Raw genomic sequence first — 18,526 nt, 5'->3', positions numbered from 1 at the left:
TCATCGGATTGACTGGAGCCAGTCGCGCAGCACCGTGGCCGCGGCGGCGGGTTCCTCGAGCGTCAGCAGGTGACCGGCCGCCGGGAGCACCCGGAGGGTGGCGTCGGCCGCGTGGGCGGCGATGGCGTGGTGGAACGCGGGCGGGCACAGCGCGTCCCGTTCGCCGCACAGCACCAGGACCGGGCAGGACAACCCGGCGATGGCGGCGGCGCCGTCCCGCCGGGTGGCCTGGGCGGCGAGCTGGGCGCGGAACGTCTCCGGCCCCACCCGGTGGGCCATCTCCCGGAACCGTTGCCGCAGCGCGGGATCCGGATCGGCGAACATGGTGGGCAGGATCTGCTCGACGACCTCGGCGAACCCGCCTTCGCCGGTGCGGCGGCCGAACTCGGCCCAGCCGCCGAGCTGCTGCGGCAGCGGCGCACCGGCGTTGGTGGAGATCGCGCAGAACCCGGCCAGCCGCCCGGGCGCCAGCCGGGCGGCCTCGAAGCCCGCGATCGCGCCGAGGCTCAGCCCGGCGAGCACGAACGGGCCGTCGACCGCGGCCAGGATCTGCTCGGCCATGCCGCCGATGGACGGCGCGGTGATCTCCGCGTGGACCACCGGCCCGGGCAGCTCGACATCGGCCCACAGATCGGCGTCGCAGAGCATCCCGGGGACCAGCACCACCGGCGGCACGGTCATCGCCCGACCGGCTTCGGCAGCAGGTGGTAGGGCGCGAGGTAGCCGTTGTGGTCCACGCCCACCCCGGCGTCGGCGGCCGCCTTGACGACCTCCTCGTCCCACTCCAGGCGCACCCGGCCGTCACCGCCGTTGACGACGAGCAGGGTCGCCGTGTCGTCGGAGACGTTGCGGACGCTGCGCCACGCCCCGCGCGGCACGGACACCATGTCCCACGGCCCCAGCCGCACGCTCACCTCGTCGTGCCGGTTGAGCGTGACCTCCCACTCGCCGTCCTTGACCATCAGGACCTGGGTCTCGTCGTGGCGGTGCGGCAGCAGGCCCTCGCCCGGCTCGGCGCGCAGCCAGGCCAGGTTGTGCCCGTGCGGCTGGTGGATCCGCGGTTCCTGGTCGCGGTCCTCGGTCATGCCGAAGCCGATCACCGTGGCCAGCTCGGCGCGCCCGCCGGGCAGGGCGCTGCCCAGCAGAGCCCGCGACGACCACCGGAGGTCGTCCGTGGTCGCCACCCGGCGGCGCAGCTTGGCCACGTCGTAGGAGGGCAGGGCGGCGATGTCCGCCGCGGCCATCGGGCGGACCAGCTCGGCCGGATCGGGCACCTCGTCCCCGGCGACGGTGTCGATGAGCCGGTTGTCCGCGCTCAGGTACAGGCCGTGCCGCTCGGCCTCGCGCAGCACCGACGGGCCCCAGATGATGCCGCCGGTGTCGTCGTGGCCGAGCACGGTGAACAGCCAGCCGTCGTCCGGGCCGATGTTGGTGAACCCGCGGAAGATCCACGTCGGGATCGAGGCGATGTCGCCCTCGCGGAGCACCAGCTCGCCCTCGTCGCCGTCGGCGCCCCAGCGGAGCAGGAACTCGCCCCGGAAGCACAGGAACACCTCGGCCGTGAAGTGCAGGTGCAGGTTGTTGGTGATGCCGTGCGGCATCGCCGCCGCGCCGATGTTGAACCCGTGCGGCTCACGCAGGTTCACCACCTGGTTCGGGTTCTGCGTCACCCCCGGGCCGATCATCGAGTAGTTCTCCTTGCGGTCCGAACCCGGCGTCCGGCAGTCGATGAACGCCTGGTTGCAGGACACGAAATCGGCCCGCCGGATCGTCCGGCGCTCCAGCTCCGCCGCCGGGACCCACCCCTCACCGTTGACCATGACACCCTCCGCAGCTCGTTGTTAATACGTATGCAGAACACCATCGGGGACACCCGTGTGTCAAGCCCAAGGCGGCCGGAGTTCGGCTAGGATGCGTATGCACGGCCGATCCACGGGAAGGGGCGCCGATGTCGATCACGAGCCATGACGTGGCCCGGCTCGCCGGGGTCTCGCAGCCGACCGTCTCCCGGGCGCTGCGCGGGGACCACCGGGTGTCCGAGGCCACGCGCGCGCGGGTGCGCGAGGCGGCCGAGGCGCTCGGGTACGTGCCCAGCGAAGCGGGCCGGAGCCTGTCCACGCGCTCGACCCGCCGCATCGGGGTGGTCGTCACCGACCTGACCAACCCGTTCTACCCGCACCTGATCGGCCCCCTGCACGACACACTCGAGCGGCACGGGTACCGGATGATGCTGTTCACCGAGCGCAGCGAGACCGCGCTGGAGACCGAACGGCTGCTCGACCGCTCGATCGACGGCGTCGTGCTCACCACCGCGGTGATCGGGTCCGCCCTGCCCGCCGAGCTGCACCGCCGCGGCCTGCCGTTCGTGTTCCTCAACCGGGAGACCGGCAACGACAAGGCCGACGCCGCCGTGGTGGACAACGAGGCCGGCGGCCGGCTCGTCGCCGAGGAACTCGTGCGCCTCGGCCACGCCGACGTGGCCCTGATCGGCGGCCCGGCGGAGACCACCACCGGCCGCGACCGCGAACTCGGGTTCCGGGTGGGCCTGTCGGAGGCCGGGGTCGGCCTGCCGCGGCACCGCGTGCGGCGCGGGCCGTTCGACTACGGCACCGGCTACCAGGGCCTGCTCGACCTGATGGCCGAGGACCCTCGCCCCACGGCGGTGTTCTGCGGCAACGACGTGATCGCGATCGGCGCGATGAACGCGGCGCGCCGGCTGGGCGTCGACGTGCCGGGCGACCTGACGCTCATCGGGTTCGACGACCTGCCGATGGCGTCCTGGGAGACCTTCGACCTCACCACGGTCCGCCACGACCTGCACGGCATGGCCCAGGCCGCCGCGGACCTGCTGGTCGAGCGCCTCGCCGGCGGCGCGGAGGAGACACCGCGCCGCGTCACGTTCGCCCCGGAGCTGGTGCCGCGGGGCACGCACGCGGCGCGGTGAGCCTCACGACGGCGCGGTGCGCCGCCGTTCCGCCGCGGCCCAGGCCCACGGGGTGAGCGCGCCGCCGTAGAGCGGCATCGGGATCGGCTCGTCGTCCTCCCGCATCTGCTCCCACACCCGGGTGACGCCGAAGCTGCCGTGCCGGCGCACCGCGGTCACCGTGTCCAGGTCGATCACCGCCGTGAGCACGCCCGCGCCGGAGCCGGGCAGCTCGGCGAGGACCTGCCCCTCGGGCCCGGCCAGCACCGAGTGCCCGGCGCCGGTCGGGCCTGCCGCGTTGACGCTGGCCACGAACAGCTGGTTGACGGTCGCGTTGGCGCGGGCCAGCACGACCTCCTGGGCGCGGTCGGCGGTGTCGGTGCGGACCACGTTGAGCACCAGCTCGGCCCCCAGCCACGCCAGGTGGCGGGTGACCTCCGGGAACCAGGCGTCGTAGCAGACGGACAGCCCGACGCGGCCGACCCCGGGGATGGGAAACACCACGAACTCACGGCCCGGCCGGAACGGCTCGTGCGGGCGCCAGGGGAAGACCTTCCGGTAGGCGGCGGCCTGCTCACCCCCGGGCGAGTACACGACGGCCGTGTTGTAGACGTGGCCGTCGGCGCCCAGCTCCGCGACAGTGCCCGGGCACAGCCACACGCCCAGGTCCCCGGCGAGTTCGGCGAAACACCGGTGCCGCGGCCCGTCGGTCAGCGGCTCGGCGTCCATATCGGACTCTCCGGTCACGTGCAGCTCGGGGTAGGCCAGCAGCCGGGTGCCCGGGAACCGGCGCAGCGTGGCGGTGACGTGCTCGGCGAACCCGTCGACGTCGCGGCAGGCGGGGACCTGGGCGAGCGCGAGGGTGAGCGGCCGTCCCATCAGACCTCCTGCAGCGCCAGCCGCTGCGTGCGCAGGGTGGCGGTGGCGCGGTGGGCCGCCATGCCTTCCGAGGCGGAGATGACCTCGACCGCGTCGGCGAGGGCGGGCGTGGCTTCGCGGGCGACCCGCTGGTAGGTCAGTGGCCGGACGAACCGGGACACCGACAGCCCGGCGCTGTGCCGCGCGCCGCCCGCGGTGGGCAGCACGTGGTTCGTCCCGGCCATGCCCTTGTCGGAGTAGGCGACGGTGCTCCACGGCCCGAGGAACAGCGACCCGTAGGCGGTCAGGTGCGTGTGGTACCAGTCGTCGTCGGCGGTCTGGATCTCCAGGTGCTCGGGCGCGAGGTCGTCCATGAGCGCGGCCGCGGTCTCCCGGTCGGCCGCCACCGTGATCGAGCCGTGGTCGCGCCAGGCGGGACCGGCGATCGGTGCCGTGGACAGCGTCGCGAGCTGCCGGTCGACCTCCGCGGCCACCTGCGCCGCCAGCTCGGCGCTGGTGGTGATGAGCGCCGCGGGCGAGTCCGGGCCGTGCTCGGCCTGGCCGAGCAGGTCGGCGGCGACGAGTTCGGGATCGGCGGTCTCGTCGGCGATCACGGCCACTTCGGACGGTCCGGCGAGCAGGTCGATCGCGACGGTGCCGAACAGCTGCCGCTTGGCCTCGGCCACGAACGCGTTGCCCGCGCCGACGAGCATGTCCACCGGGGCGTCGCCGACCAGGCCGTAGGCCATCGCCGCGAGCGCCTGCACCCCGCCGAGCAGGAAGACCCGGTCCACTCCGGACACGTACGCGGCGTAGAGCACGGCGGGGTTCGGGCCGCCGTCGGGCTGCGGCGGGGTGCACGCCACCACCGACGGCACCCCGGCGGCCTTGGCGACGCCGACGGTCATGAACGCGCTCGCGGTCAGCGGGAACCGGCCGGCCGGGAGGTAGGCGCCGACGCGCTGCACCGGCACGTAGCGGTATCCGGCGACCAGGCCCGGTTCGAGTTCGATCTCCAGGTCCTTGAGCGCGTCCCGGGACGCCTTGGCGAACGCCGCGGTGCGGGCGGCGCCGAGCTCGATGGCCGCGCGCAGGTCGTCCGGCAGCGCCTCGCCGCTGCGGCGCATCTCCTCGCGCGAGATCTCCAGTGGCCTGCCGTCGTAGCCGTCGAGTTCGGCGGCGTAGCGGGTGACGGCATCGAGTCCCTCGGCGCGGATCCGGCCGAGCATGCGCGTCACGGTGTCGATGACGCCCGGGTCGCGCTGGGCGGGGGCGCCGCCGGCCGCGGGCTCCTTGACGACGGTGAACCGGCCGGCGAAGCGGCGCTGGGTGGCTTCGGTGAAGTACATGCCCGGAAAGCTAGTTCCGCTCCGGCCACAGGACCACCTTGTCTTCCGTTGGGACACCTATAACCTTTCCTTGTGACACTGACACAGCTGCGTGCCCTGGTGGCGGCCGCCGAACTCGGTTCCTTCACCGCGGCCGGGAACGCGCTCGGCTACACGCAGGCGGCGGTCTCGGAACTGGTGCGCCGCCTGGAGGAGGAGTGCGGTCTGCAGCTGTTCCACCGCGGCGGGCGCAAGCTGACGCTCACCCCCGCGGGCGCGCAGCTGCTGCCGCACGCGCAGCAGACGGTGAGCGCGGCGCAGAACGCCGAGGACACGGTGCGGGCGGTGCGCGGGCTGACCGGCGGGGTGGCCTCGTTCGGCCTGTTCCGCAACGCCGACTTCTACCTGCTGGCCGAGCTCGCCGAGCGGTTCGCCACCGCGCACCCGGACGTGCGCGTCCGGCTGGTCGGGGTCAACGCCGCGCGCGTGGCCGAAGCGGTCGCGGCCGGGGACCTGGAAGCGGGCATCGTGGTCCTGCCGGTCACCCCGTCCGGGCTGGAGGTCACGCCGCTGGCGCGGGACGAGGTGCTCTACGTGTCGGCGGACCCGGCGCACGTGGCCACGCCGGTGGACATCACGACCATGGCGGCGCGGCGGCTCGTCCTCTACGACGCGCACGTGGGCTGGGCGGACCCGGACCGGCTGCAGCTGGCCGAGCGGGCGCAGATCGCCGGGGTGCGGCTGGAGCCGTTCCTCGAGGTCGAGCAAGCCCAGGCGGCGCTGCACCTGGTCGCGCGCGGGCTCGGGGACACGTTCCTGTCCCGGGCGGTGGCCGAACGGCTCCTGCGCACCGAAGGGCTGCGCCTGCACACCACGACCTTCGACCCGCCGCTGCACAACACGTTCGCGCTCGTCCGGCGGCGGCACAGCAGGCTCTCCCCCGCCACCGCCGAACTCGCCCGGCTCGCCGTGGACCTGTTGATGCGCAACGAGATGCTCGAACACCGGCGGCCCCTCCCCGCGCGGGAGGAGCCGCCGGTGCCCTGAGGGAGAACTCAGCGGGCGAACTTGTCGGCCGACAGCTCGCTGCGGTAGGTCTCCGTCATGAAGAAGGTGATCACCACCAGCGCCAGCACGGCCGCCACCGCGAGGTAGACCCACACGGCGTAGATCGTGCCGAAGGTGGACACCAGCAGCGTCGCGACGAACGGCGTGATGCCCATGAAGATCGAGAACGAGCTGTTGTAGGCGATCGAGCTGGCGCTGAACCGGGTGCGGGTGGCGAACAGCTCCGCCGCGCACACGGTGACGATGCCGGTCAGGAAGAACTCCGGGATGATGTAGATCAGCTGGCTGGCCACGGCGCCGCCGAACGTGCCCGACTGGCCGACCCAGAACGCCAGCGGCACCAGGAAGATGCAGCACAGCGCGCCGATGACGAGCATCGGCTTGCGCCCGATCCGGTCGGAGATCGAGCCGGCCAGCGGCAGCAGCGGGATCAGCACGGCGACCGAGATCATGTTGGACAGCCAGGCCGCCGACTTGGACAGGCCGAGCGTCTCGGACAGGTACTCCGGGTAGAAGGTGACCCAGGTGTAGGACAGGATCGCCAGCATGATGGAGGCGCCGCAGAACACCAGGATGGGCCGCCACTGGGACCGCAGCGCCTCGCGGAACGGCGCGGCGACGACGTTGGTGCCGTGGTCGGTGGCGGCGACGAACTCCGGCGACTCCTCGATCCGGCGCCGCAGCCAGACCCCGACCAGGCACAGCGGCAGCACCGCCAGGAACGGGATCCGCCAGCCCCAGCTGCGCAGCGCCTCGTCGGTGAACACCGCGCTCATCAACGCGGCCACCCCGGCCCCGGCGAGGATGCCGAGGAAGCAGCTGTTGGACGCGAAGGAGGTGTAGAACCCGCGGCGGCGCGGCTCGGCCCACTCGACCACGAACGCGACGGCGCCGACGTACTCACCGCCCGCGACCATGCCCTGCACGACCCGCAGCACCAGCAGGATCAGCGGCGCGGCCAGGCCGATCTGGTCGTAGGTGGGCAGGACGCCGATCGCGGCCGTCGAGATGCCCATGAACACGACCGTCCACAGCAGAACCTTCTTGCGGCCGAACCGGTCGCCCCAGCGGCCGAGGATGGTCCCGCCGAGCGGGCGGACGAGGCACGCGATCGCGATCACCGCGTAGGCGCTGAGCACGCTGGCGGTGTGGTCGCTCGCCGGGAAGAACGAGGCGGCGAGGACGGGCGCCATGTAGCCGTACAACCCGTAGTCGAACTGCTCGACGAAGTTGCCGATACTGCCGGCGACGATGGTCCGGCGGATCACCTTCCGGCGTCCGGGCGCGTCGGCGGGCGCGGCTGTGGTCGGCGCGACGGTGGACATGACACCTCCATTGTGCCACAACGGCTGAGCCGTTTGCATACGTATGGAGAGCAACATAGGTGTGTGACGTGGTGCGGTCAAGACGCAGATCACAGCGGGGAGTTCGCTCTTGCCGACGATCATGCATACGGATACAGTCAGCGTGCCCCGGCCCGCTGCACGGAAAGGACCCAGCCATGCCCCTCGATCCGGTCGCCTACCAGCCCTACGAGGACCCGGACGACTTCATCCGCGAAGTCACCGACCGGATCTGGGTCCAGCGCGACATCTCCTACATCGTGGACAACTACGAGCCGGACTCGATCGTCCACGGTGGCCTCGGCACCGTCGTCGGCCGGGACGGGGTGATCGAAGGCAGCCTGATGCGGATCGCGCAGGTGCCGCAACACGTGGGCCAGGCCGAGGACGTGGTGTGGGAAGCCCGCGGCGATGACGCCTTCCTCAGCTCGCACCTCGTCTTCTCCGCCGACACGCACATCGTGAACGGCGTACCGGCGCCGATCCGCAAGCGCACCATCGCCAACTGCCTCTACCGCCGCGGGGGGATGGTGGAGGAATGGGTCGTGCGCGACGACCTCGCCGACTGCCTGCAGCTCGGGCTGGACCCGGCGGAGGTCGCGCGGGGCCTGCGGTTCCGCGGGTACGAGGGCTCGATGACCGAGCCGGCCCCGGCCGACGTGCTGACCGCGGGCGACAGCGGGCCGCGCCCGGACGACCACCGGCCCGAGTGCGAGATGGTGCTGGAGTTCATCGAGGAGGTGTGGAACGCGCGGCGCCTGCACAAGGTCACCGACTTCATGCCGCGCGACCTGTTCCTGCACACGATCGGCGACCGGACGGTCCTCCGCCCGGACGGCTACCAGCGCGACCTGCTCAACCAGGTCGCCCCGTTCCCGGACGCGCGGTTCGAGGTGCGCGACATCCAGACCAACTACGCCGAGCGGTACGCGGGGCTGCGCATCGCCGTGCTGTGGGTGATGAAGGGCTCCTACCGGGGCGTGCCGGAGTTCGGCCCGCTGACCGGGCAGCCGGTCGACCTGATCGGGGTGTCGCAGTTCCTGGTCCAGGGCGGCCGGATCACCCGCGAGATCCGCGTGTTCGACCAGATCGCGCTGCGGGCGCAGATCAACAGCCACGAGAGCTCGTTCACCGACACGAACATCTACTGACCCTGATCGCGCCGCCCGGTCAGCGTGGTGGCCGGGCGGTGATCAGGACCGCGGCCGTGATGATGGTGGCGACGACGAGCAGGGCGATGAGGCCGGCGTCGACGAGGGTGTCGATCATGATCGGCTCCGCGTGGCGGGTTCCTCGCTGCGGTTGCGGGAGCGCAGGCTGGTCACCGTGACCGTGGCGAGGATCAGCACGATGACCAGCAGCGAAACGGGGGTCGGGATGGTCGGCACCCCGGGCCACACCTCGTGCGCCCAGTGCAGCACGAGCTTGACCCCGATGAAGGCCAGGATGATGGCCAGGCCGTGGTTGAGGTGGACGAGCTTGGCCAGCGCGGTGTGCAGCACGAAGTACAGCGCACGCAGGCCGAGCAGCGCGAAGGCGTTGGTGGTGAAGACCAGGTAGGGGTCCTCGGTGATGCCGTAGACCGCGGGCACCGAGTCGACGGCGAACACCACGTCGGTGGCGAAGACGGCCACCACCACCAGCGTCAGCGGCGTCAGGGCGCGGCGTCCGCGTTCCCGGACCACCAGGCGCGTGCCGCGGTAGTCGTCGGTGACCGGCATCAGCTTGCGCAGCAGCCGGACCGAACGCATCCGCGACACGTCGCGCTCGAGTTCCGGGCCGCGCAGGGCCTCGTGCAGGATCTTGATCGCCGAGACGAACAGGATCGCACCGAACACCAGGAAGGCCCACGTGCCGGCCTGCAGCAGGGCGGCACCGGCGGCGATGAAGATGCCGCGCAGCACGAGCGCGCCGACGATGCCGTAGAGCAGCACCCGCTGCTGCACCTCGACGGGCACGGCGAACGCGGCGAGCAGCAGCATGAAGACGAAGAGGTTGTCGACCGAGAGCGACTTCTCGACGACGAACCCGGTGGCGAACTCCAGCGCCTGGGGCCCGCCGAACGCGCTCCACAGCCAGAAGGCGAACAGCAGTGGCAGGGTCAGGTAGAACACCGACCACCCAGCGGCCTCGCGCAGTGACACCTCGTGCGGCCGCCGGGTGACCAGGAAGTCGGTCACCAGCAGGGCCAGCAGCACCGCGATGCTGATCCCCCACAGCCAGGGCGTGCCGATCGACGACATGGGCGCGGCAGCGGCGACAGCGGAATGGTCCGGCATGGAGGGGCCTCCTCGAACACGGTCAGCGTCCGAGGTCTCCTTCACCCGGTGAGACCGGGCGCCCTGCCGGGGACACACGGGTGTCCGTACTGACCGGTCAGGACCTTGGGAAGTACTCCCCTCGCGATCCAGTATCCGGCAAAGCGGACATGACTGTAAAGAGTGGTCACCCGGATGCGGTGTGCGCACCCGAAGTAGCGGCTGCCAGGCGAATCCGCGGCGCGCATACCGGAAGTATCGTCCTGCGCATGTGCACAGCGCCCCGGACGAGGACGACATGAGCGGCCCGGTTCCCCGCGTCCCGCGCGAGGAGGTGCGGCGGCGCCTGCTCGAGGCCGCCGCGAAGGTGTTCGCCGAGCGGGGGTACCAGGCGGCGAGGCTGGACGAGATCGCGCACGCCGCCGGGTTCACCAAGGGTGCGGTGTACTCCAACTTCGCCAGCAAGCAGGCTCTGCTCGCGGAGCTGATCGACCAGCACGTGCGCACCCGGTTCGCGGCGAGCGCGCTCGAACTGCGCGCCGGGAAGGCGCCGGAGCGGGCCGTGGAGGACATCGCGGAGGTCGTCGCCCGCGGGATCGTCGAGCAGGACACCTGGGGGCGGCTGCTGGTCGAGATCGGCCAGCAGGCCGGTCACGATCCCGCCGTGCGTGCGGTTTACGTGGAGGTGCGCCGGGCGCTGCGCGACGAGCTGGCCGCCCAGGTCGCCCGGACCTGCGAGGAGTACGGCATCGAACTCGCCGTGCCCCCGGAGCAGATCGCGCTGACGCTGCAGTCGCTGCGGCTCGGGCTCGCGCTGGAGCACGGCACCGATCCGGAGCAGGTCGACCGGGCCGCCGTGGCCGCCGTCTTCACGACCACGCTGCGCGGCCTGATCCGCTGAGTTTCGATACTTGCCGGTATTCAATACCCACGGGTATCGTCGGCTTCGTGATCATCTCCCGCCGCCGCGTCCTCAAATCCGCCGCCGCGGTCTCCGGCGCCCTCCCCTTCCTGGGCGCCGGGCAGGCCGCCGCCGAGACCGCGGTCCCCCGCACCGGCGCCCATCTCGTACTGCTCGGCACCGCCGCCGGCCCGGTCCCGATGGCGGGCCGCTCCGGCATCGCCACCGCGCTCGTCGTCGACGGGCGCACCTACCTCGTCGACTTCGGGCACGGCGCGTTCGGCCGGCTCCAGCAGTCCGGTGTGGACATCGGCACGCTCGGCAAGGTCTTCGTCACCCACCTGCACTCCGACCACCTGGCGGACCTGTACACGCTGCTGTGGCTGCGGTTCGGTGGTGTCAACGGGCTGACCCACCCGATCGACTTCTACGGCCCCGGCCCGGCCGGCGCGCTGCCCGAGCCCTCGTCCGGCAAGCCGGCCGGCACCGTCGAGCCGGGCAACCCGACGCCCGGGCTGGCGGGCTTCTTCGCGAACTCGCTCGCCGCCACCGCCTACGACGTCAACCTCCGCATGCGCGACGAGGCCTGGCCCGACATCCGCGATCTGTACCGGGTGCACGAGATCGCGGTGCCCGACGTCGGTGCGAGCCCGCTCGGCGAGATGGCCCCGCCGATGCGGCCGTTCCCGGTCGTGGCCGACGATCACGTGTCGGTCAGCGCGATCCTCGTGCGGCACCCGCCGGTGTTCCCGTCGTTCGCCTTCCGCTTCGACACCGCCTACGGCTCGGTCGTGATCAGCGGCGACACCACCATCACCCCGAACATGGTCACCCTCGCCCGGGGCGCCGACATCCTCGTGCACGAGGCGATCGACCTGCGGATCGTCGAACAGTTCGGCGGCCTCACCCCCGAACAGCTGCGCCACCACCGGGAGAGCCACTCCGACGTCACCCGCCTCGGCGGCGAGATCGCCCAGCCGGCCGGCGTCCGCACCCTCGTTCTGTCTCACCTGGCGCCCGGCCTCAAGGCGATCCCCGACGCGTCCTGGCACGCTCAGGCGAGCCGGGGCTTCGACGGCGAGGTGATCGTCGGCAACGACCTCATGCGCATCCCGCTCAGCCGCTGACCCCCGGCACTTCCGGACGAGAGTGACGTTCCCACGCCGGGGTGCGGCCCGGGTAGCGCGCCCGCGCCGATCACCGCCGGCCCCGTGCCCCTTGCCGTCATGTCAGCGTCCGCTGTACTGTTCGCCGTGTGCTGACCTGTGAGACGCGGGGCGCCGCGCTGGCCCGGCTGGGCCGCGCGCTCGCCGACCCGACGCGATGCCGGATCCTGGTCGCGCTGCTGGACGGCGTGCGCTACCCGGGACGGCTGGCCGCGGAGCTGGGACTGTCCCGCTCGAACGTGTCCAACCACCTGGCCTGCCTGCGTGGGTGCGGCCTGGTGGTGGCCTCCTACGAGGGGCGGCAGGTGCGGTACGAGCTGGCGGACCCGCACCTGGAGAAGGCGCTGAGCGAGCTGGTGCACGTCGTGCTGGCGGTGGACACCGGCGAGCCCTGCCTGGACGAGCCGGCCCCGAGCGTGACCGCATGACCGAGCCACGCAACCCGCCCGCGACCACGCAAGACGACTGCTGCGCCCCTGCCGCCGCCCCCACCGGGCGGCGAGCCACCCTCGAGCGCCGCGTCCGGTTGCTGGTCGCCGCCACCATCACCTACAACGTCATCGAAGCCGTGGTCGCCATCTCGGCCGGCACGGTCGCCTCGTCGACGGCGTTGATCGGGTTCGGGCTGGACTCGGTGATCGAGGTCGCCTCGGCCGCCGCGGTCGCCTGGCAGTTCTCCGGCGCCGATCCGGAGGCCCGCGAGCGGGTGGCGCTGAAGGTGATCGCGGTGTCGTTCTTCGCGCTGGCCGCCTACGTCACCGTCGAGTCCGTGCGCGGCCTGCTCGGCGCCGAGGCGGCCGAGCACTCCACGGTGGGGATCGCGCTGGCCGCGGTGTCGCTGCTGGTCATGCCGTTCCTGTCCAACGCCCAGCGGCGCGCCGGCCGGGAACTCGGCTCGGCCAGCGCGGTCGCCGACTCCAAGCAGACCCTGCTCTGCACCTACCTGTCCGGCGTGCTGCTGATCGGGCTGCTGCTCAACTCGCTGTTCGGCTGGTCCTGGGCCGATCCGGTCGTCGCGCTGGTCATCGCCGCGGTGGCGGTGAAGGAAGGCCGCGAAGCCTGGCGCGGCGAGCACTGCTGCTGACCTACTCGTGCACGGCCAGCGCGATCAGCATCGCCAGCCGCCGGGCGGGGTCGGTGAGGTCCAGGCCGGGGACCGCCGCCGTGACGCGGCGCAAACGGTTGCGGACCGTGTTCTGGTGGACGTCCAGCGCGGCGGCGGCGCGGGCCAGGTCGCCCTGGGCCTCCAGCCAGGCCCGCAGCGTCGGGAGCAGCTCGGTGCCGTGCGCGGCGTCGTGTCCGGCCAGCCGCGCCACCGGGCCGCGGGCGGGGATCCGGCCGGTCGCCGCGGCGGAACGCAGGCGCTGCAGGAGCACCTGGTGCCAGGAATCGTCGTAGCACACGGCTTCGGTGTGGCCGAGGCGGTCGTGCAACGTCAGGCACTCGTCGGACTCCCGGCGGCCGGCCGGCAGCTCCGCGACCTCGCACTCCCCGGACACCCCGGCCGTGACGCGCAGGTGCGCGGGCAGGCCGGTGACGAGTTGCCGCACCCAGTGGAACGCCGGGGCGGGATCGGCGGCGGGCAGCACGGTGTAGACGGTGTTGCCGAACAGGGTGCTGCGCCCGACGCGCGACCACCCGAAGCCGGTCGTGGCGCGCTCGAACGCGAGCAGCAGACCGGCGTTGCGCTCGGCCTCGGTGTGCGCCTGCACCGCGACGACCCGCAGCCCGGACGCGGGCAGGCCCAGCTTCCGGATCACCGCGTCCGCGTCCGGATCGCCTTCGAGGAGCTGGATGACCAGCTCCGACTCGACCTGCCGCTCCAGGTCCGCGCTGACCCGCCAGCGCAGCAGGTGCAGCGCCACCGTGCGCGCCCCGTCGGTGAGGATGCGCGCCCGCGCGGCGTCCAGCGGCGCGGTGCACGACACCCACACCGATCCCAGCAGCTCCCGGCCCGCCCGGACCGCGACGACCGAGCGGCCGTGCAGCCCGTGCTCGGGTGAGGCCGGCACGAACAGCGGCTCGTCGGAGCGGGCGAGGTGCGTGAACACGCCCTGCCGCTCGAACAGGGCCCGCACCCGGTCCGGCACGCGGCGGCCCAGGATGGTGTCGTGCCGCGCCGGATCGGCTTCGCGCTGCTCGCTGGAGTAGGCCATCACGCGGGACAGCTGGTCCTCGATGGTGACCGGTCCGCCGACCGCCGCGGCGATGGTGTCGGCCAGGGCGGACAGGTCGGCCGGGCCGCGGCCGGACTCGGTCTCGCGCCCCTCCAGCACCAGCCCGTACACCACGCCGGCGACCTGGCTCCAGGACACGCTCGGGTCGGCCACCAGCACGGCCATCCCGTCCGGGTCCGGCGCGGGCTCCTCGGTGGTGCGCACGACCAGCACCACCGCCCGGGCCTGCCGGGCGAGCCGGATCGCCTCGGACACCGTGGGCACGCCGACGGCGAGGAAGATGTCGCCCACCCCGGACTCCTGCCGCACCGGGTCGTGCAGGGCGACGCTGCGCAGCTCGACCTCGCGGTCGGCGGTCCCGAGCAGGCGGGCGCCGTAGGTGCCGAGGATCGTGATCAGACGGTCGAGCTTGACCATGTGCGGATCCTACAAACCGAATCCGGCAAATTGTGCGTTCGGGACACCCTGTGCCCGGCTCGGCGGCGCGATGCTCGGGTCGGAACGCCGAGTCAGGGAGGTTGCCGGTGAACGAGGCCGCTCGAGGTGCGGGACCACGCTCCGCCGTCGTGGTCGGCGCCGGGATCGTCGGGCTGTCGACGGCCTGGTTCCTGCAGGAACACGGGGTGCGGGTGACCGTGCTGGACCGCAAGGGCGTCGCCGCGGGCGCGTCGTGTGGCAACGCCGGCTGGCTCTCGCCGGGGCTCGCGATCCCGCTCAACGAACCCGGCGTGCGGCGGGCCGGGCTCGCCTCGCTCCTGCAGCGCGACGCGCCGCTGCACGTGCCGCGGACCGCCGACCCGGCGCTGTGGTCGTTCCTGCTGCGCTTCGCCGCCCACTGCACCTGGCCCGCGTGGCGCCGGGTGGTCTCCGCCGGCGTGGCGCTGAACGACGACTGCCTCGACGCCTTCGACACCCTCACCCGCGGCGGCGTGGTGGCCGAGACCGTCGAGGCCCCGGTCACCGCGGTGTTCGGCTCGGCAGGCGAGGCCGCGACACTGCTCGCCGAGCTGCGGCGCTTCACCGCGGCCGGAGCGCGGGCCGATCACACCAGCCTGACCGCGAGCGAGGTCCGCGCGCGCCTGCCGCAGCTGTCCGAACGCGCCGGAGCCGGAATCCAGCTGTCCGGCCAGCGTCACGTCGACCCCGCGCGGTTCGTGCGGGCGCTGGCCGACTCGGTGCGCCACCGCGGCGGCACGATCCGCGCCGGGTTCGACGTGCGGTCGATCCGCCACCACCGGCACGCGGTCACGGTCGTCTCCCGCGACAACGTGAGCTTCTCGGCCAACGTCGCCGTCCTCGCGACGGGAGCCTGGATCAGCCGCCTGGCCGGGAAACTCGGCGTCCGCGTACCGGTGCGGGCCGGGCGCGGCTACTCCTTCACGGTCCCGACGGAGACACCGCTGCGGCAGCCGGTGTACCTGCCCACCGTCCGCGTCGCGTGCACGCCCTACCGGGACGCGATGCGGGTGGCCGGGACGATGGAGTTCCGCGGTCCCGACGATCCACCCGACGAGCGGCGCGTGCAGGCGATCGTCCGGTCGGCGGCCCCGTTCTTCGCGGGCGTGCGCTGGGACGAGCGCAGCGACACCTGGGTGGGCCCGCGACCGGTCACCAGCGACGGGCTCCCGGTCATCGGCGCCACCGCCGAGCCGGGCGTGTTCGTCGCGGGCGGGCACGGCATGTGGGGCTTCACCCAGGGGCCGGTCACCGGGAAGCTGCTCGCCGAGCGCATCGTCACCGGCAAACAGCCGGAAGCACTGCGGCCGTTCGACCCGCTGCGGTGAGCCGGCCGATGGGATCCACAGAGGACCTGGAGTTCCTCCGCGCGGAGAACGCGTTGCTGCGCGTGGAACGAGACATCCTGCTGCGCGTCGCGGCCGGTTTCGCCGGCGACGCGAACGCCACCCTGCTCCGGCGGCGCACCGCCGCCCGGCCGAACGAACGAGGAAACCCGATGGACACCGTGTGGCTGACCGAGGAAGCATACGCGCGCCTGCGTGCCGAGCTGACCGCGCTGCGCGCCGCACACGACCACGACCCGGAGGACCGGGAAACCGGGCTGCGGCGGCGGAAAGCGCGCACCCGCGAGCTGGAGGACCTGCTGCGCCGCGCCGTCGTCGGGCAGGCCCCGCCCGACGACGGCATCGCCGGACCCGGCATGGTGCTCACCGTCCGGTTCGACGACGACCCCGAGACGGAAACCTTCCTCCTCGGGGTGCGCGAGGGGGCGGGCGACGACCTGGAGGTCTACTCCCCCGACTCCCCGCTGGGCCGCGCCCTGACCGGCGCCCGCCAGGGCGAGTCCCGGACGTACCCGGTCCCCAGCGGCGCGACGGTGCGGGTGACGCTGGTGAGCGCCGTGCCCTACGGGCGCCACGCCCACCAGCGGTCCGCCGGAGAACCCCGGCGGGATCACCGGACCACGTCGTAGACCAGCTTCTGGATCCCGTTCGAGCAGGACTGGCGGGCAGCGTCGCCGACACGACGTACTTCGGCATCGCGTGGTAGCCGGCGAACTCCTCGGTCATGCCCGGCCAGACCGGGGAGAACGCCTGGTAGCTGACCCGCCCCAGCAGCATCGCGGTGGCCTCGCCCTGCTCGCGGCCCTTGATCTCGTAGGCGGCCGCGGTGGATCCGGCGGTGCTGTCACCACTGCATCGATCGAGCACCACCGGATTCGACAGCCCGCCGGAAAAAATCCGTCACCGATCACCGGCGCTTGGCGACGACCTCCCACAGGCTGGTCCAGTTGTCCCGGCCGTGGCCCGCCGCGATCGCGCGGTCGTAGTGGGACTTGACGGCCTCGGGCAGGGCGAGGTCCACGCCCGCGTCCCGGCTGGCCTGCACGATGTGGTCCGCGGTCGCGCCCATCATGGTGGCCGTGCTCAGGTCGCCGGGGTAGGTACGCGCGCGGAGGTGCGCCACGGTCTCGTCCAGGTACGTCGCCCCCAGCCCCGCGGCCTCCTTCGCGAACGGCACCAGCCGCTCCGGCTCGGCGCCCTCGGCCTCCAGCAGCGCGAACGCCTGCAGGTAGGACGACAGCGAGGTGAGGAAGATCGTGAGCGCGGCCTGGTAGAACAGCTGCGCCAGGCCGTGGTCCTCCCCCAGGTACTCCGGCCGGCCGATGTGCCGCAGCACCGGCTCGTGCGCCTCGAAAACGTCGCGGGGCCCGCTGTAGAAGACGTAGGAGGCCTCCGCTCCGACGAGCGGCGCCGGGACCATGATCCCGCCGGCCACCAGGGTCGCACCGCGTTCGGCGAGCCACGCCGCCGCTTCCCGGGTGCGCTGCGGGGTGTCCGAGCTGAGGTTCACCACGACGCGTCCGGCCAGTGCCTCGCCGGCGTCGGCGAGCACGTCGTACATCGCCTGGTAGTCGGTGAGGCTGAGGATCACCAGCTCGGCCGCCTTCACCGCCTCGGCGGGGGTGGCGGCGAGCACGGCGCCGCGGGCGACGACGTCGTCGGCGCGGCTCTTCGTGCGGTTCCACACGGTGACTTCGGTGCCGTGGTCGAGCAGCACCCGCACCATGGCCTGTCCCATCGGGCCCAGGCCGATCAGGGTCGTGCTGGTCATGCGTTGTCGTCCTTCCTGAGGAGTTCGATGATTCCGGTGAGGTCCTCGTGGCCGTGGCCGTCGGCGGCCCGCTGCTGCATGAGCCGGCCGAGCGGCGCGAACAGTCCGGAGTGGACGCCCTGCTCGTCGGCGGTGCGGTGGAGGTTGTCGAAGCTGGCCGCCTGCATGCCGAGGTTGGAGACGACGCCGGTGGCGTAGTCGCCGCTGTCGAGCTGCTTCGCGGCGCCGTCGGCCCAGCCGCTCATGGCCTGCAGCCAGCGGGTCAGCAGTGGCGCGAAGTCGGTGGCGGGCACCCCGTCGGCGGTGACGAGCGCGAAGGCCTGCAGGGAGCCGGCGATCATCCCGTACATGCCGGTGAGCAGCGCGATGTCGGTCAGCGCGGCGCGGCCGACGGCCTCGCCGAGGAAGATGCTTTCGCCGAAGGTGTCCAGCGCGGGGCGGGCGCGGTCGAACGCGCCGGCCGATCCGCTGTAGAGCACGAACGCGGCCGGGGTGCCGATCATCGGCGGCACGGCCATGATGCCGCCGTCGAGGTAGTCGGCGCCCTGGCAGGCGGCCCACTCGGCGAACCGGCGCGCCTGGCCGGGCGTGCCGTTGGTGAGGTTGACGAGGGTGCGGCCGCGCAGGGACTCGGTGCCGAGCACCTCGCGGACGGAGTCGTAGTCGAGCAGGCACGCGACGACGATCTGGCTCGCGGCGACGGCCTCCGCGGGGCTGGCGGCCCGCGCGGCGCCCCGTTCGACGAGGGCGTCGGCCTTGGCCGCGGTCCGGTTCCACACGGTCACCGGGTGGCCCGCGGACAGCAGCGCTCCGGCGAGTGCGGTGCCCATGGCGCCGAGGCCGAGCACCGTGACGGATGGCTTGTCTGTGGTCATGTGATCACCGTGCCGGTGGCCTCGCACGGTTCACGCACGGTTTTCTGTCGGTGGTG

Annotated in this window: 18 protein-coding genes and 1 pseudogene; 9 read left to right on the top strand and 10 right to left on the bottom strand. The window is 72.8% G+C overall.

Translation table 11 applies throughout. From position 1 onward, the window contains the following. Nucleotides 1–681, bottom strand: a complete 681-nt coding sequence (locus tag L1857_RS14590) for an alpha/beta fold hydrolase (protein WP_116109512.1) — start codon at nucleotides 679–681, stop codon at nucleotides 1–3. After that, complete coding sequence (locus L1857_RS14585; RefSeq protein WP_094005062.1) at nucleotides 678–1,820, bottom strand: cupin domain-containing protein; 1,143 nt, start codon at nucleotides 1,818–1,820, stop codon at nucleotides 678–680. The genes L1857_RS14590 and L1857_RS14585 overlap by 4 nt, the downstream gene beginning before the upstream one ends. A gap of 128 nt (nucleotides 1,821–1,948) precedes the next feature. Between L1857_RS14585 and L1857_RS14580 the strand changes: the two genes are divergently transcribed. Next, nucleotides 1,949–2,944 carry a LacI family DNA-binding transcriptional regulator gene (locus L1857_RS14580; RefSeq protein WP_249465333.1) on the top strand — a complete coding sequence of 332 codons (996 nt, stop codon included), beginning with the start codon at nucleotides 1,949–1,951 and terminating at the stop codon, nucleotides 2,942–2,944. A gap of 3 nt (nucleotides 2,945–2,947) precedes the next feature. On the opposite strand, the gene L1857_RS14575 is transcribed toward L1857_RS14580, so the two are convergent. After that, nucleotides 2,948–3,802, bottom strand: a complete 855-nt coding sequence (locus tag L1857_RS14575) for a carbon-nitrogen hydrolase family protein (RefSeq protein WP_249465331.1) — start codon at nucleotides 3,800–3,802, stop codon at nucleotides 2,948–2,950. Continuing rightward, nucleotides 3,802–5,130, bottom strand: a complete 1,329-nt coding sequence (gene hisD / locus L1857_RS14570; protein ID WP_094005065.1) for a histidinol dehydrogenase — start codon at nucleotides 5,128–5,130, stop codon at nucleotides 3,802–3,804. Before hisD ends, L1857_RS14575 begins: the two co-directional genes overlap by 1 nt. A gap of 72 nt (nucleotides 5,131–5,202) precedes the next feature. Between hisD and L1857_RS14565 the strand changes: the two genes are divergently transcribed. Continuing rightward, on the top strand, nucleotides 5,203–6,156 hold the full coding sequence (locus L1857_RS14565) for a LysR family transcriptional regulator (RefSeq protein ID WP_116109516.1): 954 nt from the start codon (nucleotides 5,203–5,205) through the stop codon (nucleotides 6,154–6,156). A gap of 8 nt (nucleotides 6,157–6,164) precedes the next feature. Here the strand turns inward: L1857_RS14565 and L1857_RS14560 are convergent, their stop codons facing one another. Next, nucleotides 6,165–7,502 (bottom strand): MFS transporter, encoded by a 1,338-nt coding sequence (locus L1857_RS14560; RefSeq protein WP_116109517.1) that lies wholly within the window; start codon nucleotides 7,500–7,502, stop codon nucleotides 6,165–6,167. A gap of 176 nt (nucleotides 7,503–7,678) precedes the next feature. Here L1857_RS14560 and L1857_RS14555 point away from each other — a divergent pair, with 176 nt between their 5' ends. Further along, nucleotides 7,679–8,671, top strand: a complete 993-nt coding sequence (locus L1857_RS14555; protein WP_116109518.1) for a nuclear transport factor 2 family protein — start codon at nucleotides 7,679–7,681, stop codon at nucleotides 8,669–8,671. 114 nt (nucleotides 8,672–8,785) lie between these two features. Here L1857_RS14555 and L1857_RS14550 read toward each other — a convergent pair whose 3' ends face one another. Then, nucleotides 8,786–9,799: a TerC/Alx family metal homeostasis membrane protein gene (locus tag L1857_RS14550; protein ID WP_094005068.1), complete on the bottom strand. Its 1,014-nt coding sequence runs from the start codon at nucleotides 9,797–9,799 to the stop codon at nucleotides 8,786–8,788. 277 nt (nucleotides 9,800–10,076) lie between these two features. Here L1857_RS14550 and L1857_RS14545 point away from each other — a divergent pair, with 277 nt between their 5' ends. The 4 genes from L1857_RS14545 to L1857_RS14530 all read left to right on the top strand — a co-directional run bounded on the left by L1857_RS14545 (nucleotide 10,077) and on the right by L1857_RS14530 (nucleotide 12,929). Beyond that, nucleotides 10,077–10,679, top strand: coding sequence for a TetR/AcrR family transcriptional regulator (locus L1857_RS14545; protein ID WP_094005193.1), 603 nt, complete (start codon nucleotides 10,077–10,079; stop codon nucleotides 10,677–10,679). Between the two features lie 47 nt (nucleotides 10,680–10,726). Further along, the gene (locus L1857_RS14540; RefSeq protein WP_094005069.1) at nucleotides 10,727–11,806 is read left to right on the top strand and encodes an MBL fold metallo-hydrolase; all 1,080 of its coding nucleotides are present in this window, start codon (nucleotides 10,727–10,729) and stop codon (nucleotides 11,804–11,806) included. A gap of 128 nt (nucleotides 11,807–11,934) precedes the next feature. Then, complete coding sequence (gene cmtR, locus L1857_RS14535; protein ID WP_094005070.1) at nucleotides 11,935–12,273, top strand: Cd(II)/Pb(II)-sensing metalloregulatory transcriptional regulator CmtR; 339 nt, start codon at nucleotides 11,935–11,937, stop codon at nucleotides 12,271–12,273. Then, nucleotides 12,270–12,929, top strand: coding sequence for a cation efflux transmembrane domain-containing protein (locus tag L1857_RS14530; RefSeq protein WP_240323046.1), 660 nt, complete (start codon nucleotides 12,270–12,272; stop codon nucleotides 12,927–12,929). The genes cmtR and L1857_RS14530 overlap by 4 nt, the downstream gene beginning before the upstream one ends. A 1-nt stretch (nucleotide 12,930) precedes the next feature. Here the strand turns inward: L1857_RS14530 and L1857_RS14525 are convergent, their stop codons facing one another. Next, nucleotides 12,931–14,439 carry a PucR family transcriptional regulator gene (locus tag L1857_RS14525; protein ID WP_094005072.1) on the bottom strand — a complete coding sequence of 503 codons (1,509 nt, stop codon included), beginning with the start codon at nucleotides 14,437–14,439 and terminating at the stop codon, nucleotides 12,931–12,933. 107 nt (nucleotides 14,440–14,546) lie between these two features. Between L1857_RS14525 and L1857_RS14520 the strand changes: the two genes are divergently transcribed. Together L1857_RS14520 and L1857_RS14515 are read left to right on the top strand one after the other, a co-directional pair. Then, nucleotides 14,547–15,806 (top strand): NAD(P)/FAD-dependent oxidoreductase, encoded by a 1,260-nt coding sequence (locus L1857_RS14520; protein WP_249465328.1) that lies wholly within the window; start codon nucleotides 14,547–14,549, stop codon nucleotides 15,804–15,806. Nucleotides 15,807–15,814: 8 nt separating this feature from the next. Continuing rightward, nucleotides 15,815–16,453 (top strand): GreA/GreB family elongation factor, encoded by a 639-nt coding sequence (locus L1857_RS14515; protein WP_116109613.1) that lies wholly within the window; start codon nucleotides 15,815–15,817, stop codon nucleotides 16,451–16,453. A 36-nt stretch (nucleotides 16,454–16,489) separates the two neighbouring features. On the opposite strand, the pseudogene L1857_RS14510 reads toward L1857_RS14515, so the two are convergent. The 3 genes and pseudogenes from L1857_RS14510 to L1857_RS14500 all read right to left on the bottom strand — a co-directional run. After that, nucleotides 16,490–16,646: pseudogene (locus L1857_RS14510) on the bottom strand (dihydrofolate reductase family protein); the annotation flags it as partial. Between the two features lie 85 nt (nucleotides 16,647–16,731). Further along, nucleotides 16,732–17,595, bottom strand: a complete 864-nt coding sequence (locus L1857_RS14505) for an NAD(P)-dependent oxidoreductase (RefSeq protein WP_094005074.1) — start codon at nucleotides 17,593–17,595, stop codon at nucleotides 16,732–16,734. Next, nucleotides 17,592–18,470: an NAD(P)-dependent oxidoreductase gene (locus L1857_RS14500; RefSeq protein WP_094005075.1), complete on the bottom strand. Its 879-nt coding sequence runs from the start codon at nucleotides 18,468–18,470 to the stop codon at nucleotides 17,592–17,594. The genes L1857_RS14505 and L1857_RS14500 overlap by 4 nt, the downstream gene beginning before the upstream one ends. Nucleotides 18,471–18,526 lie beyond the last annotated feature (56 nt).

Source organism: Amycolatopsis thermalba (genome assembly GCF_023376025.1).
Lineage (GTDB): Bacteria > Actinomycetota > Actinomycetes > Mycobacteriales > Pseudonocardiaceae > Amycolatopsis_E > Amycolatopsis_E thermalba.
This window is presented reverse-complemented; position numbering and strand designations above follow the sequence as displayed.

What these genes read in the sequence shown, in the direction of transcription:
- L1857_RS14590 (WP_116109512.1), bottom strand. Translation starts at nt 681, where the DNA reads ATGACCGTGCCGCCGGTGGTGCTGGTCCCCGGGATGCTCTGCGACGCC.
- L1857_RS14585 (WP_094005062.1), bottom strand. Translation starts at nt 1,820, where the DNA reads ATGGTCAACGGTGAGGGGTGGGTCCCGGCGGCGGAGCTGGAGCGCCGG.
- L1857_RS14580 (WP_249465333.1), top strand. Translation starts at nt 1,949, where the DNA reads ATGTCGATCACGAGCCATGACGTGGCCCGGCTCGCCGGGGTCTCGCAG.
- L1857_RS14575 (WP_249465331.1), bottom strand. Translation starts at nt 3,802, where the DNA reads ATGGGACGGCCGCTCACCCTCGCGCTCGCCCAGGTCCCCGCCTGCCGC.
- hisD (WP_094005065.1), bottom strand. Translation starts at nt 5,130, where the DNA reads ATGTACTTCACCGAAGCCACCCAGCGCCGCTTCGCCGGCCGGTTCACC.
- L1857_RS14560 (WP_116109517.1), bottom strand. Translation starts at nt 7,502, where the DNA reads ATGTCCACCGTCGCGCCGACCACAGCCGCGCCCGCCGACGCGCCCGGA.
- L1857_RS14555 (WP_116109518.1), top strand. Translation starts at nt 7,679, where the DNA reads ATGCCCCTCGATCCGGTCGCCTACCAGCCCTACGAGGACCCGGACGAC.
- L1857_RS14550 (WP_094005068.1), bottom strand. Translation starts at nt 9,799, where the DNA reads ATGCCGGACCATTCCGCTGTCGCCGCTGCCGCGCCCATGTCGTCGATC.
- L1857_RS14545 (WP_094005193.1), top strand. Translation starts at nt 10,077, where the DNA reads ATGAGCGGCCCGGTTCCCCGCGTCCCGCGCGAGGAGGTGCGGCGGCGC.
- L1857_RS14530 (WP_240323046.1), top strand. Translation starts at nt 12,270, where the DNA reads ATGACCGAGCCACGCAACCCGCCCGCGACCACGCAAGACGACTGCTGC.
- L1857_RS14525 (WP_094005072.1), bottom strand. Translation starts at nt 14,439, where the DNA reads ATGGTCAAGCTCGACCGTCTGATCACGATCCTCGGCACCTACGGCGCC.
- L1857_RS14515 (WP_116109613.1), top strand. Translation starts at nt 15,815, where the DNA reads ATGGGATCCACAGAGGACCTGGAGTTCCTCCGCGCGGAGAACGCGTTG.
- L1857_RS14505 (WP_094005074.1), bottom strand. Translation starts at nt 17,595, where the DNA reads ATGACCAGCACGACCCTGATCGGCCTGGGCCCGATGGGACAGGCCATG.
- L1857_RS14500 (WP_094005075.1), bottom strand. Translation starts at nt 18,470, where the DNA reads ATGACCACAGACAAGCCATCCGTCACGGTGCTCGGCCTCGGCGCCATG.